Here is a 15,302-nt window from a genome sequence, read left to right as displayed (position 1 = left end):
AGGTTGCTCCCATGCAGTTGAAAGACGTTGCTGTTCTCATCACCGGCGGTGGCTCCGGCCTCGGTGCCGCAACCGCGCGCGCCATGGCCGCCAAGGGCGCCAAGATCGGCGTGATCGACCAGAACAAGGAAAACGCCGAGAAGGTCGCCGCCGAAGTGAAGGGCGTTGCCCTGCACGCCGACGTCACCGACGAGGAGGCGATCAAGGCCGCGATCGCCAAGGCCGAGGCCGCGCACGGCATCGCGCGCGTGCTGATGAACTGCGCCGGCATCGGCGGCTCGCAGCGCATCGTCGGCAAGGACGGCGTCTATCCGCTGGCGAAGTTCGTCCGCATTATCAACGTCAATCTGATCGGCACCTTCAACGTGCTGCGCCTGTTCGCCGAGCGCCTGGCGACCGAAGCCCCGATCGGCGAGGAGCGCGGCGTCGCGATCAACACCGCGTCGGTTGCCGCCTATGAAGGCCAGATCGGCCAGATCGCCTATTCGGCCTCGAAGGGCGGCGTCGTCGGCCTCACGCTGCCGGCCGCGCGCGACCTCGCCAGCCTGAAGATCCGCGTCAACACCATCGCACCCGGCCTGTTCCTGACGCCGCTCTTGATGGGTCTCAACGAGGAAGCGCGCAAGAGCCTCGGCGCCCAGGTGCCGCATCCGGCCCGCCTCGGCGACGCCTCGGAGTACGGCAACCTCGCGGTCCACATCGTCGAGAACCCGATGCTCAACGGCGAAACCATCCGCCTCGACGGCGCCATCCGCATGGCCCCGCGCTAACGGCGAATTCCGCCGTCGTCCCTGCCTTGCGCGCAATTGCACGCTGGAGCAGGGACCCATACTCCGCGGCGTCTGTAGCAGGCAAGCCTGGCAGACGTCGCGCAAAACAACAAAAGCCTGTGGTTGATGGTGTGGACGGCCCCCTACGGCATCAGTGTGCCAGAATGAGGTTGTTGTAAATCTCAGACAAGGAGACCGTCCGTGAGAGAGATTATCCGTATTGGGATGGATACGTCGAAGCATATTTTTGTGCTGCATGGAGTTGACGCGGCGGAACAGCCGGTGTTGCGCAAGAAGCTGTCGCGCAAGCAGGTGCTTGAGTTTTTTGCCAAGCTTCCGCCGACCGTGATCGGGATGGAGGCCTGCGGGGCGGCTCATTACTGGGGGCGCGAGCTTGGCAAGCTTGGCCATGAGGTGAAGCTGATAGCGCCGCAGTTGGTGAAGCCTTATGTGCTGCGGAACAAGAACGACGGGCGAGATGCGGATGGGGTGTGCGAAGCGATGGGCCGACCGCGGATGCGGTTTGTGCCGGTGAAGAGCGCCGAACAGCAGGCCGCGCTGATGCTTGCAGGTGTCCGCGATGGGCTGATCGGCCGCCGTACCCAGCTCAGCAATGCGATCCGCGGCTACGCGGCGGAGTTTGGCCTGATCGCGCCGAAGGGGTTGGACAAGATCGAGCCGCTGTTGGCCCGGATCACGCAGGACGAGAGCGTTCCCGCTATGGCGCGCGAGCTGTTCGCCATGCAGGGCCGTGACTATGCGCAGTTGCAGGGTGAGCTGAAGGCGGTCGAGGCCAGGCTGCTGGCCTGGCACCAGGCCAACGCCACAAGCCGTCGTCTGGCCCAGATCCCCTCGGTCGGTCCGATCATCGCGACCTCGCTTGTGATGAAGACGCCGGACCCGCACGCCTTCCGCTCCGGCCGCTTGTTCGCGGCCTGGCTCGGCCTGACGCCCAAGGACCATTCCACCGCCGGCAAAACCAGGCTCGGCAAGATCACCCGCGCTGGCGACGAGACCCTGCGTCGCCTGCTCGTGGCGTTGCTCAGGCGCAAGCCGCCGAAGCTTGCGGCCGTGGCGCTCGCCAACAAGGTGGCCCGCATCGCCTGGAAGCTGATGGCGACCGGCGAGAGCTATGATGCCGCACGCATGAACGCTGTCACCTAACAGGTCGGCCGGCCGGACGTAGCGCTCGCCGGACGAACCGGAGCTGCAAGAGCAGATGGAATGATCGATCGATCCAGAACGCGAGACAAGCCGCGGGACCCATTGGCCTTCACAAGGTCGCCAGGTTGTTTGGCACTCGCGTCGCGGAAACCATCTTGGCCCAGCGATCAACACGATCGCATCAAACAGGCCGGACATATGGATGACAGCGATCCGACCAATCCCAGAAAGCTCTTGTGCCACGGGGGCCGTCCACATATGGGTCCCGGCTCGCGCTTCGCTTGGCCGGGACGACGGTCGGGAGGACCATGCGCGTGTCTCAACCGCTGCTGATCGAACATCACGACGGAACAGATTGGGTCACGCTCAATCGCCCCGAGAGCCTCAACGCGCTCGATCCCTCGCTGATCGATGCGCTCAATACCTACTTCCAGGGCCTGCAGCGCAATCGCGACACCCGCGTCGTGGTGCTGAAGGGCGCCGGCGCGAATTTCTGCGCCGGGCTCGACCTCAAGCATGCGATGGCGCGCCGCGGCGGCCAGACCGAGCCGCCTGGCGTCACGGAGTCGCTCGACTCGCAGCGCCGCATTGCCGACATCGTGATGCTGATGCGGCGCTGTCCGCAGCCGATCATCGCGCTGGTGCAGGGCGCGGCGGCCGGCGGCGGTTTTGCGCTGGCGCTCGCGGCCGACATCCGCATCGCGGCCAAGAACGCGCGGATGAACTGCGCCTTCATCAAGCTCGGCCTCGGCGGTTGCGACATCGGCACCAGCTACTTCCTGCCGCGCCTCGTCGGCGTGTCGGTCGCCTCCGAATTGATCCTCACCGGGCGTTTCATCCATGCCGACCGTGCGCTTGCGGTTGGCCTGGTGTCCGAGGTGGTCGAGGCGTCCGATCTCGACACTGCGGCCAATCCTTATGTCGACGCGATGACGACGGCCTCGCCGGTCGGTCTGCGCCTCTCGAAGGAATGCCTCAACATGAGCGTCGATGCCGGCTCGATCGAGGCCGTGATTGCGATGGAGGATCGCAATCAGGTGCTGTGCAGCCGCTCGGAAGATTTCCAGGAAGGCATCAAGGCCTTTCTTGAGAAACGAAAGCCTGTCTATATCAGGCGCTGAGAACAGATCCTCAAAAGGACGAGAATTCCGGGAGACGCAAAATGGATGGAGACGCGGCGATGCTGACGAAGCCTGCCTTTCGCAAGGTGGATTGGCTCGCGCGTGACATCGCGGTCGAGCGGCGCGCTGACGGCACCGTCGTCCTGAAGTCGCGGATTCCGCTCCAGGCCTACGAGATCCACATCCCGGCCTATCTCGCCAAATGGGCGGCGCAGGCGCCGGAGCGGATCTGGCTGGCGCAGCGCGGCGGCCCCGACCGGCAGTGGCGCAAAGTCTCGTACGGTGAAGCCAAGCGCACCGTCGATGCGCTGACGCAAGGCCTGCTCGATCTCGGCATCGCCGACGGCCGGCCGGTCGCGATCCTGTCCGGCAATTCGATCGAGCACGCGCTGATGACGCAGGCCGCGATGCAGGCGCGGCTGCCGGCCGCGCCGGTGTCACCGGCCTATTCGCTGATGAGCCAGGATCATCTCAAGCTCAAATACCTCTTCAACCTGATCAAGCCCGCCGTCGTGATGGTGCAGGACGGTCCAACCTTCGAAAGGGCGCTGAAGGCGATCGATCTTACCGGCATCACGGTTGTTCACGTGCAGCGTCCCTGCGAGGGGATCAAGAGCGTGTCCTTCGCCGAGCTCGCGACAACGCCGGTGACAGCCGATGTCGGCGCGTCGATCGCGAAGATCGCGCCCGAGACCGTTGGCAAGCTGCTGTTCACTTCGGGCTCGACCGGCATGCCCAAGGCCGTCATCAACACCCAGCAGATGATGTGCGCCAATGCGGCGATGATGATGCAGGTGCGCCCGCGCGAGACGGCCGGCCCGATCCCGACCGTGCTCGACTGGATGCCCTGGAACCACACCATGGGTGGCAACGCCGCGTTCAATCCGGTGCTGGTCGACGGCGGCACGCTCTATATCGATGACGGCCGGCCGATGCCGGGGCAGCTCGAGGAGACCATCAGGAACCTGCGCGAGGTGTCGCCGACCTATTACGCCAACGTGCCGGCCGGCTATGCGGCGCTCGCGGCGGCAATGGAGAAGGACGCCGCGCTGTGCGCGAGCTTCTTCAAGAACCTCTCGATCATGGCCTATGGCGGTGCCCGGCTGCCCGACGATCTCTATGACCGGATGCAGGCGCTGGCGGTGAAGACCACGGGCGAGCGCATCGTGTTCTACACCGGCTGGGGCTCGACCGAGACCGCGCCGACCTCGACCGGCACCTATTGGGACACGGAGCGCGTCGGCCTGATCGGCCTGCCATTCCCCGGCGTCGAGCTGAAGATGGTGCCGTGCGGTTCGAAGTACGAATTGCGGCTGCGCGGCGTCAACGTCACGCCGGGCTATTTCGGCCAGCCGGACCTGACGGCCAAGATGTTCGACGAGGAGGGCTTTTACTGCATCGGCGATGCCGGCGTGTTCGTGGACCCTGAGGATCCGCTGCAGGGCATCATCTTTGCCGGCCGCGTGGTGGAGGACTTCAAGCTGACCACCGGCACCTTCGTCCATGTCGGCTCGCTGCGCACCGATGCGATATCAGCTGCGACGCCGGTCGTGCATGACGCACTGGTGGCGGGGCAGGACCGCGAGTTCATCGGCCTGTTGTGCTGGCCGAACCTGCATGCCTGCCGCCAGCTGGTCGGCAATGCGGATGCGAGCTATGAGGACGTGATCCGGCATCCCGAGGTGGTCGCCTGTCTCAGGAAAGGCTTGCAGGCGCACAATGCATCTTGCACCGGCAGCAGCATGCGGATCGCGCGTGCGATGCTGATGGTCGAGCCGCCGTCGATCGACGGCAACGAGCTCACCGACAAGGGCTACATCAACCAGCGCGCCGGTCTCGAACGCCGCGCCGCGCTGGTGGAGAAGCTCTATGCCGACAAGCCCGGTGATGAGGTGATCATTTTGAACTGATCGTAGGATGGGTAGAGCGTAGCGAAACCCATCATCTCTGACCAAGCCATCGATGGGTATCGCTTCGCTCCACCCATCTGACGATGCCAACGAACAACAGCAACGCGGGTAAGCGCCATGAATTTCGATTTCTCCGACGAACAGAAGCAGATGCGCGACGAGGCGCGGAAGTTCCTCAGCGAGCAGTGCCCGCCGAAGGCCGTGCGCGAGGTGCTCGACGGCAAGGCGCCCTACGACAAGGCACTGTGGAAGGGTCTCGCCGAGATGGGCTTCCTCGGCGTGGCAATTCCGGAGCAGTTCGGCGGCGCCGGTGCCGGCCATCTCGAGCTCTGCGTGATCGCAGAAGAAATGGGCCGCGCGCTGGCGCCGGTGCCGTTCTCGTCGACCGTCTATCTCGCCGCCGAAGCGATCCTGATCGCAGGCAGTGACGCGCAGAAGCAGAAGTGGCTGCCGAAGATCGCCTCCGGCGATGCCATCGGCACGCTGGCGTTGTTCGAGGGCAAGGGCAATCCGTCGCCGAAGGCGATCAAGGTCGCGGCCAATGGCGGCGTGCTCAACGGCGTCAAGAAGCCGGTCGCCGACGGCGCGATCGCCGATTTCGCCGTTGTCGCCGCGCGCACCGGTTCGAGCGGACGCGAGTCCGACATTTCCTTGTTCATCGTCGACCTCAAGGCAGGCGGCGTCGAGGTCAAGTCGCTGACCAACATCGATCTGACCCGCGGCCAGGCCGAGATCACCTTCAAGGACGCGAAAGCCGAGCCGCTCGGCGCCGCCGGCGAGGGTTGGGGCGTGATCACCCAGGTGCTGGATCGCGCAGCCGTGTTGACGGCGTTCGAGCAGGTCGGCGGCGCCGACCGCGCACTGGAGATGGGCCGCGACTACGCGCTCGACCGCATCGCGTTCGGCCGTCCGATCGGCTCGTTCCAGGCGGTCAAGCACATGCTGGCCGACATGTATGTCTCGGCGACCCTGGCGCGCTCGAACTGCTACTACGGCGCCTGGGCGCTCTCGACCAATGCCGGCGAGTTGCCGGAAGCGGCCGCCGCCGCGCGCATCAGCGCAACGCAGGCGTTCCAGCACTGCGCCAAGAACAACATCCAGGTCCATGGCGGCATGGGTTTCACCTGGGAGTTCGACTGCCACATGTACTACCGCCGCGCCAATGCGGTGGCGCTCGGTCTCGGCAGCCCGTCCTATTGGGAAGATGCGCTGATCGACCGCATGCGCAAGAAGAACGCGGCGTAAGGATTCGCAACTTGTAGGATGGGTTGAGCGCAGCGAAACCCATCATGGCGCGGGTGGTCCAAAGATGGGTTTCGCTGTGCTCTACCCATCCGACGACACCGGCGAAGGATGACAGACCATGAATTTCGACGATACCCCGCAGGAAGCCGCATTCCGCGCCGAGGCGAAAGCCTGGATCGCGGCCAATGCGCCGAAGCAATATGAGGAGGAGCTGCGCAAGGCCTCGCTCGGCCGCGTGCAGCTCAAGGGGGCCAACATTCTTGAGGTGGCGAAGGCCTGGCAGAAGAAGAAGGCCGATGCCGGCTGGGCCTGCCTGCACTGGCCGAAGGAGTATGGCGGCCGCGGCTCGTCGCCGATCGAGCGCGTGATCTGGCAGCAGGAGGAGGGCCCGTTCGGCCGCCTCAGCTCGATGTTCATCATCGGCCACGGCATGTGCGGCCCGACCATGATGGCGTTCGCCGGCGAGGAGCAGAAGCGCAAATATCTGCCGCCGCTCGCCTCCGGCGAGAAGGTCTGGTGCCAGCTGTTCTCCGAGCCGGCCGGCGGCTCCGACGTCGCAGGCCTGCGCACCCGCGCCGAGAAGCAGGGTGACGAATGGGTGATCAACGGCCAGAAGATCTGGACCTCGGGCGCGCATTACTCCGATTACGGGATCCTCTTGACCCGCACCGATCCCAATGTCGCAAAGCACAAGGGCCTCACCATGTTCTTCCTGGACATGAAGAGCCCGGGCGTTGAGGTCAGGCCGATCAAGCAGGCGAGCGGGGCCTCCGACTTCAACGAGGTCTATTTCACCGACGTGCGGATTCCGGACTCGCAGCGGCTTGGCAATGTCAATGACGGCTGGAACGTGTCGCTGACGACGCTGATGAACGAGCGGATGTCGATCGGCGCCGGCGTCGCGACCGGCTTCCCCGAACTGTTCGACTTCTGCAACAGCCTGATGCTGGAGGATGGCCCCGCGATCGAGAACCGCGCGGTGCGCGCGAAGCTCGCGAACTGGGCGGTGAAGGCGAGCGGGCTGAAATACACCAGCATGCGCGCGATCTCCGCGCTCTCCCGTGGCGAGCGCCCCGGGCCTGAGAACTCGATCGGCAAGCTGGTTGCCGGCTCGATGATCCAGGACGTCGCAACCTACGCGCTCGATTTGCAAGGCGCCGCCGGCGCCTTGACCGGACCCGAGGATGCCGAGGTCGCCGGCAAGTTCCAGGCGATGCTGCTGCGCGCGCCGGGCACCCGTGTCGAGGGCGGCACCGACGAGATCATGCGCAACATCATCGCCGAGCGCGTGCTGGGCCTGCCCGGCGACATCAGGGTCGACAAGGACGTTCCCTTCAACAAGATCCCGACCAAGGGCCGCGCCTGAGCGCGCGCAAAATCAAAAGAGGTTCGCCATGAATTTCGACGACACGCCGCAGGAAGCTGAATTCCGTAGCCTCGCCCGCAACTGGATCGCGGCCAACGCGCCGAAGGAGTTCGAGGAAGAACTCTCGAAGTCCTCGCTCGGCCGCATCAGGCTCGCCAGGCACGACATGGTCGAGGTCGGCAAGGCCTGGCAGAAGAAGAAGGCGGAGGGCGGCTGGGCCTGCCTGCACTGGCCGAAGGAATATGGCGGCCGCGGCGCCACCCCGATCGAGCGCGTGATCTGGCAGCAGGAAGAGGGCGTCTACGGCAAGCTGACCCAGCCGTTCCAGATCGGCGAGGGCATGTGCGGCCCGACGGTGATGGCCTGGGGCCGCGAAGAGGCCAAGCGCCGCTATCTGCCGAAGCTCGCCTCCGGCGAGGAGATCTGGTGCCAGCTGTTCTCCGAGCCGTCGGCGGGCTCCGATGTCGCCGGCCTGCGCACCCGCGCCGAGAAAAAAGGCGACAACTGGGTCGTCAACGGCCAGAAGATCTGGACCTCCGGCGCGCATTACTCCGACTACGGCCTTCTGATCGCGCGCACCGATCCGAATGTGCCCAAGCACAAGGGCCTCACCATGTTCTTCCTCGACATGAAGAGCCCCGGCGTCGAGGTCAGGCCGATCAAGCAGGCCAACGGCATGCAGGAGTTCAACGAGGTCTATTTCACCGACGTCGTGATCCCGGACAGCCAGCGCTTAGGTGCGGTCGGCGAGGGCTGGAGCGTGTCGCTGACCACGCTGATGAACGAGCGCATGTCGATCGGATCGCGGCTTGCGACCGGTGTCCCTGAAATGTTCGAGTTCTGCTCCAATCTGATGCTGGAGGATGGCCTTGCGATCGATGATCCGGCGGTGCGCTCCAAACTTGCGAGCTGGGCGGTGAAGGCAAGCGGGCTGAAATACACTAGCTATCGCGCGATCTCGGCGCTGTCGAAGGGCGAGCGGCCCGGTCCGGAAAATTCCATCGGCAAGCTGGTCTCCGGCCTGATGCTGCAGGACATCGCGACCTATGCGATGGACCTCGAGGGCGCCGCGGGTAGCCTCACGGGCACCGACGAGGAGCAGGCCAACGGCCAGTTCCAGCAGATGCTGCTGTCGTCGCCCTCGATGCGCATCGCCGGCGGCACCGACGAGATCCTGCGCAACATCATCGCCGAGCGCGTGCTCGGCCTGCCGGGCGACATCCGGGTCGACAAGGACGTGCCCTACAACAAGATCCCGACCAAGGGCCGCTGAGCATGGATGCCACCACCAAGCCGCGTTTCGCGGCCGAAGACCGCATCGGCGCGCTCGAGGAATTGCTCAACGAGCGCTACTCGGTGCGCGCGTTCGAGCCGCGCGAGGTGCCGCGCGACGTCATCGAGCATATCCTGACGACCGCGCAGCGCACCGCGTCGTGGTGCAACAGCCAGCCCTGGGAAGTCCTGATCGTCTCCGGTGAGGCCAAGGAGCGCTTTCGCAAGGCGATCTATGCCGAGGCCTCGCGCGGCCTCGGCGAGGACTACGACTTCACGCCGCCGCGCGAATATGTCGGGGTCTATCTGGAGCGCCGCCGCGAGAGCGGCTTCCAGCTCTACAACACGCTCGGTATCGCGCGCGGCGATAGGGCGGCCTACGCAAAACAGGCGCTGGAGAATTACAATTTCTTCGGCGCCCCGCACATTGCCGTGATCCACACCAACGAGCCGCTTGGCATCTATGGTGCGATCGACTGCGGCGGCTATGTCTCGAACTTCATGCTGGCCGCGCAGGCACTTGGGCTCGGCACCATCCCGCAGGCCGCGATTGCGCGCCATTCCGGCCTGATCCGCCGCCATTTCAACCTGGCTGGCGATCGCCGGGTTGTCTGCGGTATCTCGTTCGGCTATGCGGATCATGCGCACAAGGTGAACAGCTACCGCACGTCGCGCGCAACTGTGGCGGATACTGTCACATTTGTGGATGTATAACTTCCTCAGGGCGGGAAGGTCGGTTCACCCTCCCGCCGAGGACAAGAAGAAACGACGACTAGAACAACAATGGCGAATAACGCCTCCCTGACGCCGGCGGAGATCAGCTGGCAACTGCACCATCTGCCTGCGTTTGAGCGCGACGCGTTCATCGCCGCGCATTACCTGGGACAGCCCGTTGCCTGGAAGACCCGCTTCTTCGACGCGATCGACTGGGGCGCGGGCTCGGTGCTGCAATTCAGCTTTCTGCAACGCGGCTGGCATCGCCATTCCCGGCTCGACAACCCGATCTATGCCTATATCGACATCGAGCAACATCCGGAAACACGCAACCTGCGCCGCGGCCGGCGGATCGACCTCGAGGGCACAATCAAGGGCGTCGACTTCGTGACCGGGATTACGCTCACGCTCGACCGGTTCGAGATCCTGCCGGTCAACTTTCTCGACCGCTTCGTCATCAGCTCCGACAGCCGGTATTAACGGCGGGCAGCGCGGCGCGGCGGCGCGTCGGCGTAGCGCGCGGCCATCGCGCCGGCGAGCTCAGCCATCTTCTCGCGCAGCTCCGCGGGCGCGATTACCTCGGCCTCGGCGCCGAGCCGCAGCAATTCGGAGGCGGCATGCCACACCGTCTTGCCGACCGGCATGGTGGCGACGCGCCAGCCGTCGGGCTCGACGCTGTCGGCAAGCCGCATCCGCGCCTTCACGTAAGGATGGCCCAGCGCATCGAACAGCTGCAGCCCCAACGGCGACAGCCGCACCGTGGCCTCGTTCGGATGCAACTCGGCCTCGAGCCGCGCGATCGAGGCGCGCCAATAGGTGGCGAGATCGAACTCCGCCGGCCGCGCGAACGGCGTCTCCAGCACCGTGCAATCCAGCACCCGCGCGACCCGATAGGTGCGCACATTGCCGTCGACGAGGCCGGCGAGATACCAGCTGCCGCCCTTCAGCACGAGGCCGAGCGGCGCCACGCGCCGCCGCTTCTCGGCTTTCCAGCTCTGGTAGCGGATCTCGATCAGGGTCTCGCGCAGCACCGAGGCTGCAATGGCGCGCAGATGCTTCGGCTCCTCGGTCTCGCCGAACCAGCCGGGTGCGTCGAGATGGAAGCGCTGCTGCATGCCCCGCGCGTTGGGGCGCAGCTTCTCCGGTAGCGCCGCCATCAGCTTGGTCTGCGCCGCCGCCATCGCGGCATCGAGGCCGAGCGCGGCGGCGGGGCCGGGGAGCCCAGCCATGAACAGCGCCTCGGCCTCGCCCTGCGACAGCCCATTCAGCCGCACCCGATAGCCGTCGAGCAGGCGGTAGCCGCCCTCGGCGCCGCGGTCGGCATAGATGGGGACGCCGGCGGCCGAGAGCGCATCGATGTCGCGATAGATCGTGCGCACCGAGACCTCGCAGGCCTCGGCCAGCTCGGGCGCGGTGACCTGTCCCCGCGCCTGCAGGGTGGTGAGGATGGAAAACAGCCGGCTCGCGCGCATGGGAGGATCATACCTGACACAAGATGTCAGGTATAGGCGGACATAAGGAGGCCATGCCCCCTGACGGCGCAAGGAGACCCGCTGATGACCACCGCTGCCACCACCGACCGCGTCACGCTGTATTACTCGCCACAGAGCCGCGCCACCGGCACGCGCGTGCTGCTGGAGGAGCTCGGCGCGCCCTATGATTTGCACATCCTCAACATGAAGGCGGCCGAGCAGCGCAAGGACGCCTATCTCGCGATCAATCCGCTCGGCAAGGTGCCGGCGATCCGCCATCGCGACGCGCTGGTGACCGAGCAGGTCGCGATCTTCATCTATCTCGCCGATCTGTTTCCGCAGGCGGATCTCACGCCCGCGCTGAACGATCCGCGCCGCGGCCCGTATCTGCGCTGGATCGCCTATTATGGCTCGTCGTTCGAGCCGGCGGTGATCGATCATTTCATGAAGCGCGAGCCGGCGCCGATCACGCAGTCGCCCTACGCCGACTACGACACCATGCTGGACGCGCTCGAGGCGCAGCTCGCAAAGGGGCCCTATCTGCTCGGCGAGGAGATCACGGCGGCCGACATCCTCTGGGGCATCGCGCTCAGCTGGACCATGAGGTTCGGCATCGTGCCGAAAAGGGACGCCTTCGTCCGCTATTCCGAACGCATCTCCGCGCGCCCGGCTTTCATCCGGATCTCGAAGGCCGACGACGAGATGGCGGCGCAGCATGCAGCCGCCGCCGGAGTGTGATACGGATCGTGCCGATGGCGAAACCCCTGTACAGCACCAACTGCTTCAACACCCTGATCCGCGTCGCCGAGGATTGCCCGGCGCAGAGCGGCGAGGAGCCGCAGCTGCGCGGCGGCCAGCCGACGGTTGCCGTGCTGCAATATCGGATGATCGCCGAAGCGCCCTACAAATACACCTCCGACGACGTGGTGTTCGCGACGTCATCGGCCGGCCGCGCGCTTGATGCGAAGGCGGCGAAGAAGGTGCGCAGCCTCGCCCGCGAGACGTTCTTCTCGCGCGGCCAGGCCTGCATGCGCGCCTCGCCGCTCGGCAAACGTTTCGGCTGGGGCGTCCACGCCGACGCCGAAGGCCGCATCGCGATCTACGCCGTCGACAGCAAGCGCTACCAGGCGCTGGCGCGTGATCCGGAGGTTACGCAGGTTCGTGCGATGCGGTCGAAGCGGGCGTAGCGACAGTTCTTATCCTATCCTTCCCTGGACAGCGTCGCCGTAAGTCCCGTCATCCTGAGGTGCGAGCTCTTGCGAGCCTCGAAGGATGCACGGCCACCAGCCGGGCCGTCGACCCTTCGAGACGCGCGCAAGAACGCGCTCCTCAGGGTGACGGTACTGATGGTGTAGAGCGCTCGACTAAAACCTCGGTGCCCGCTTCTCGGCGAACGCCTTGATGCCTTCCTTGATCTCGTCGCCGCGCATGCTGTCGCGGTGGCGCTGGTCGGCGGCGGCCTCATCCAGTTCGCCGCGGGCGAATTCATTGATCGCGCGCTTCATGCCGGCCATCGCCTTCGGCGCATTGCCGGCCAGGATCGTGGCGAGCTTGTCGACCTCCTCGTCGAGCAGGTCGAGCGACACCATGGCGGTGAGGTAGCCGATCCGCAGCATCTCCGGCGCCGTGATCTTTTGCGCGGTCAGGAACAGCATCTTGGCGTTGTCGACGCCGATCCGCGTGACGTAGCGCTGGATGCCGCTCTTGTAATAGTGCAGCCCGAGCCGCGCCGCGGGCATGAACATCTCCGCGGTGTCGACGCCGATCCGGAAGTCGCAGGCGAGCGCGAGGTCGGTCGAGCCGCCATAGACGCCGCCATTGAGTCTGCAGATCGTCGGCACGCTCAAATCCTCGAGCCGGTTCACCACCACCTCGAACGCCGAGCCCGCACTCTGCTGCTCGCTCTCGCTCACCGCGCGCTCGGCGACCGAGTTGAGGTCGTAGCCGGCGGAGAACGCGCGGCCGGTTCCGGTCAGCACCAGCACGCGGATCGCGGGATCGGCCTCGATCCGGTCGAACAGCCTGACGAGGTCGCCGAGATCCTCGGCCTGCAGGCGGTTGAGGTGCTTCGGCCGGTTGAGGCGGATCGTGGCGCGGGCGCCCGCGATTTCGAGCACGGGTCCGCTGGCGGTGTCGGCCGCGTCGGCCATCTTGGTCTCCATCATTGGTTCTCACGTTCGCGCCGCTTCGCCTCGGCGTCGATGGTCTCGGCGAGATCGGGATGCCTTGCCATCAACAGGCGGAAATCGACGAGGTCAAGCACCAACAGCCGGGTCACCTTGCTGGTCGAGACACTGGCGCCCCGCTTGGCGTTACCGAGCAGCGCCATCTCGCCGAAGAACGCGCCTTCGCCGAGCTTGACCTTGCGTCCGGGCAGGTCGACCTCCACCTCGCCGGCGGCGACGAAATACATGCAGTCGCCATTGGTGTCCTTGCGGATGATCATGGTGCGCGGCGGCAGGTCCATGGTCCGCAGCACCTGGGTGACGTCGGCGATTGCGGCCGGGCCGAGATGCGCGAAGAACGGCACCTTGCTGACGGTCTCCCAGGTTCTCAGAAAATTGTCGCGGCGGGTTTCCGCGGCAAAGCCGGTCGCCAGAATACCGGTCCACAGCCCAAACACGCCGAGGCCCGAGATCATCACCATGGCAGCGACCATGCGGCCGAGCGGGGTGATCGGCACCACGTCGCCATAGCCTGTCGTGGTCAGCGTCACCACCGCCCACCACAGCGCCGCCGGCACGCTGCCGAAGGTCTGGGGCTGGACGTCCCGCTCCAGGAAATATTCGGCGACCGAGGCCAGGAACACCACCATCAGGAAGATCACGAGCACGCTGAGCAGCGGGCCGGATTCCACCACGAGCACGCGCCGGAGCTGGCGCAGGCCGGGAATGCCCGGCACCACCTTGAGCACCCAGAGCACGCCGAGCAGCCATGCGGTTTTCGGCTCGATGCCGGCGAGCAGCGCCAGCGGCACCGCCAACGCGCCGACCGCATCGACCACACCTGCGCTTGATAGCGCGTAGAACCAGAGCTTGTCCTGCCGCCGCATGTGCCGTAGCCGCACCAGCCATTCGAATACGAAATAGGCAAGGCAGGCCCACAGCAGCGCATCGACCCAGTGCGGGACCGTGTCATAGGCCGGCGCGACCGTCAGCAGCGTCATCATGGCGACACCGACCGTGACCGCGACATAGGCCGCCTTGGTCATGTTGCGGCCGGCGGTGGCGGATATGAAGCGCGTCAAGGCCGGAAGGACGAGCGGCTTGGACATCGGAACGGAGCTTGCCTGTCGCTGAACTGCTGGAATTGAGGCCCCTGCGAATGGCGGAGCCTGTGTCACAACGTGCCTCTCCCGGCTGAGGCCGTCAACGCGCAGGCGGTGGCGGGATGGTCGCGGCGAAAGTCCCAAATGGTGGACGAATGGCCTAACCATGTTGGCCCGTTTTTGCGCCCGCGAATGTGAGAAATCAGACAAATCGTCGCTTTTTCACCGTATATCAGGGATGCTGGTCACCGATGCGACCTCGGCCGGAATGAAGCGACTAGTAAGGCGATCTTGTTCACTTCTTGAGAAATTGGTTGGTTTCCGATGGATACCTCACATCTCGCGGAGCACGCCGGCGCCGCCGGCAGTTTCTTCGCATCGATCTTCGTGGTCGCCACGCTGTCGATGCGGACCATGATCCCGTTGCGCGTCTTTGCCATCCTGACCAACATCATCCTGATCGCGACCGCCGTCCCGACCCACAATTACGCGACGCTGATTCTGCATGCCGTGCTGCTGCCGGTGAACACCTATCGTCTGCACCAGATGCTGCAACTGGTCCGCAACGTGAAGAAATCGGTCAACAGCGATCTGTCGATGGACTGGCTGAGGCCGTTCACGACCGAGCGCAAATGCACCGCGGGCGAAGTCCTGTTCTACAAGGACGAGAAGGCCGACAGCATGTTCTACATTGTCAGCGGCCGCTTTCGCCTGGTCGAATCCGGCATCGAGCTGCCGGTCGGCGCCCTGGTCGGCGAGTTCGGCATGCTGTCGCCGTCGAACACGCGAACCCAGACGCTGGAGTGCGTCGAAACCGGCATGGTGCTGTCGGTGACCTATGACCAGGTCGAGCAGCTTTACGTTCAGAACCCGGCGTTCGGCTTCTACCTCCTGCGTCTGTTCAGCGCCCGCCTGTTCGAGAATATCTCGACGCTCGAGCAGCGGCTCGCGCAGCACGCCACCCCACAGGTCGCGGAGCCAAAACCTGCATGAGCCCCGC

General features: G+C 65.4%; 15 protein-coding genes. 12 read left to right on the top strand and 3 right to left on the bottom strand.

Annotated elements, in window-relative coordinates; all coding sequences use genetic code 11:
* Window positions 1–11: 11 nt before the first annotated feature.
* From HU230_RS30120 to HU230_RS30080, 9 genes are all read left to right on the top strand, one after another.
* Entirely contained in the window at window positions 12–770 is a 759-nt protein-coding gene (locus tag HU230_RS30120; RefSeq protein ID WP_066513200.1) for an SDR family NAD(P)-dependent oxidoreductase, read from the top strand.
* 201 nt (window positions 771–971) lie between these two features.
* Window positions 972–1,934: an IS110 family RNA-guided transposase gene (locus HU230_RS30115; RefSeq protein ID WP_176528705.1), complete on the top strand. Its 963-nt coding sequence runs from the start codon at window positions 972–974 to the stop codon at window positions 1,932–1,934.
* A gap of 314 nt (window positions 1,935–2,248) precedes the next feature.
* Complete coding sequence (locus HU230_RS30110) at window positions 2,249–3,055, top strand: enoyl-CoA hydratase/isomerase family protein (RefSeq protein WP_176528706.1); 807 nt, start codon at window positions 2,249–2,251, stop codon at window positions 3,053–3,055.
* Between the two features lie 41 nt (window positions 3,056–3,096).
* A complete protein-coding gene (locus HU230_RS30105; protein WP_176528707.1) occupies window positions 3,097–4,965 on the top strand; it encodes an AMP-binding protein in 1,869 nt (622 codons plus the stop codon).
* 117 nt (window positions 4,966–5,082) lie between these two features.
* Window positions 5,083–6,210, top strand: a complete 1,128-nt coding sequence (locus HU230_RS30100; protein WP_176528708.1) for an acyl-CoA dehydrogenase family protein — start codon at window positions 5,083–5,085, stop codon at window positions 6,208–6,210.
* Window positions 6,211–6,328: 118 nt separating this feature from the next.
* Entirely contained in the window at window positions 6,329–7,576 is a 1,248-nt protein-coding gene (locus HU230_RS30095; RefSeq protein WP_176528709.1) for an acyl-CoA dehydrogenase, read from the top strand.
* A gap of 28 nt (window positions 7,577–7,604) precedes the next feature.
* On the top strand, window positions 7,605–8,849 hold the full coding sequence (locus tag HU230_RS30090) for an acyl-CoA dehydrogenase (protein WP_176528710.1): 1,245 nt from the start codon (window positions 7,605–7,607) through the stop codon (window positions 8,847–8,849).
* 2 nt (window positions 8,850–8,851) lie between these two features.
* Window positions 8,852–9,562, top strand: coding sequence for a nitroreductase (locus HU230_RS30085; protein WP_176528711.1), 711 nt, complete (start codon window positions 8,852–8,854; stop codon window positions 9,560–9,562).
* A gap of 69 nt (window positions 9,563–9,631) precedes the next feature.
* A complete protein-coding gene (locus tag HU230_RS30080; protein ID WP_176528712.1) occupies window positions 9,632–10,042 on the top strand; it encodes a hypothetical protein in 411 nt (136 codons plus the stop codon).
* Here HU230_RS30080 and HU230_RS30075 read toward each other — a convergent pair.
* Window positions 10,039–11,034 carry a helix-turn-helix transcriptional regulator gene (locus HU230_RS30075; protein ID WP_176528713.1) on the bottom strand — a complete coding sequence of 332 codons (996 nt, stop codon included), beginning with the start codon at window positions 11,032–11,034 and terminating at the stop codon, window positions 10,039–10,041. The genes HU230_RS30080 and HU230_RS30075 overlap by 4 nt on opposite strands.
* A gap of 84 nt (window positions 11,035–11,118) precedes the next feature.
* Between HU230_RS30075 and HU230_RS30070 the strand changes: the two genes are divergently transcribed.
* Both HU230_RS30070 and HU230_RS30065 read left to right on the top strand, forming a co-directional pair.
* On the top strand, window positions 11,119–11,772 hold the full coding sequence (locus tag HU230_RS30070) for a glutathione S-transferase family protein (protein WP_176528714.1): 654 nt from the start codon (window positions 11,119–11,121) through the stop codon (window positions 11,770–11,772).
* Window positions 11,773–11,786: 14 nt separating this feature from the next.
* Complete coding sequence (locus HU230_RS30065) at window positions 11,787–12,221, top strand: DUF6157 family protein (protein ID WP_176528715.1); 435 nt, start codon at window positions 11,787–11,789, stop codon at window positions 12,219–12,221.
* A 177-nt stretch (window positions 12,222–12,398) separates the two neighbouring features.
* Here HU230_RS30065 and HU230_RS30060 read toward each other — a convergent pair whose 3' ends face one another.
* Both HU230_RS30060 and HU230_RS30055 read right to left on the bottom strand, forming a co-directional pair.
* Window positions 12,399–13,184, bottom strand: coding sequence for an enoyl-CoA hydratase/isomerase family protein (locus HU230_RS30060; protein ID WP_176534802.1), 786 nt, complete (start codon window positions 13,182–13,184; stop codon window positions 12,399–12,401).
* Between the two features lie 11 nt (window positions 13,185–13,195).
* Window positions 13,196–14,308, bottom strand: coding sequence for a cyclic nucleotide-gated ion channel (locus HU230_RS30055; protein ID WP_176528716.1), 1,113 nt, complete (start codon window positions 14,306–14,308; stop codon window positions 13,196–13,198).
* A 318-nt stretch (window positions 14,309–14,626) separates the two neighbouring features.
* Between HU230_RS30055 and HU230_RS30050 the strand changes: the two genes are divergently transcribed.
* Window positions 14,627–15,295 carry a Crp/Fnr family transcriptional regulator gene (locus tag HU230_RS30050; RefSeq protein ID WP_176528717.1) on the top strand — a complete coding sequence of 223 codons (669 nt, stop codon included), beginning with the start codon at window positions 14,627–14,629 and terminating at the stop codon, window positions 15,293–15,295.
* Window positions 15,296–15,302: the final 7 nt, after the last annotated feature.

Source organism: Bradyrhizobium quebecense, from assembly GCF_013373795.3.
Classification (GTDB): domain Bacteria; phylum Pseudomonadota; class Alphaproteobacteria; order Rhizobiales; family Xanthobacteraceae; genus Bradyrhizobium; species Bradyrhizobium quebecense.
This window is presented reverse-complemented; position numbering and strand designations above follow the sequence as displayed.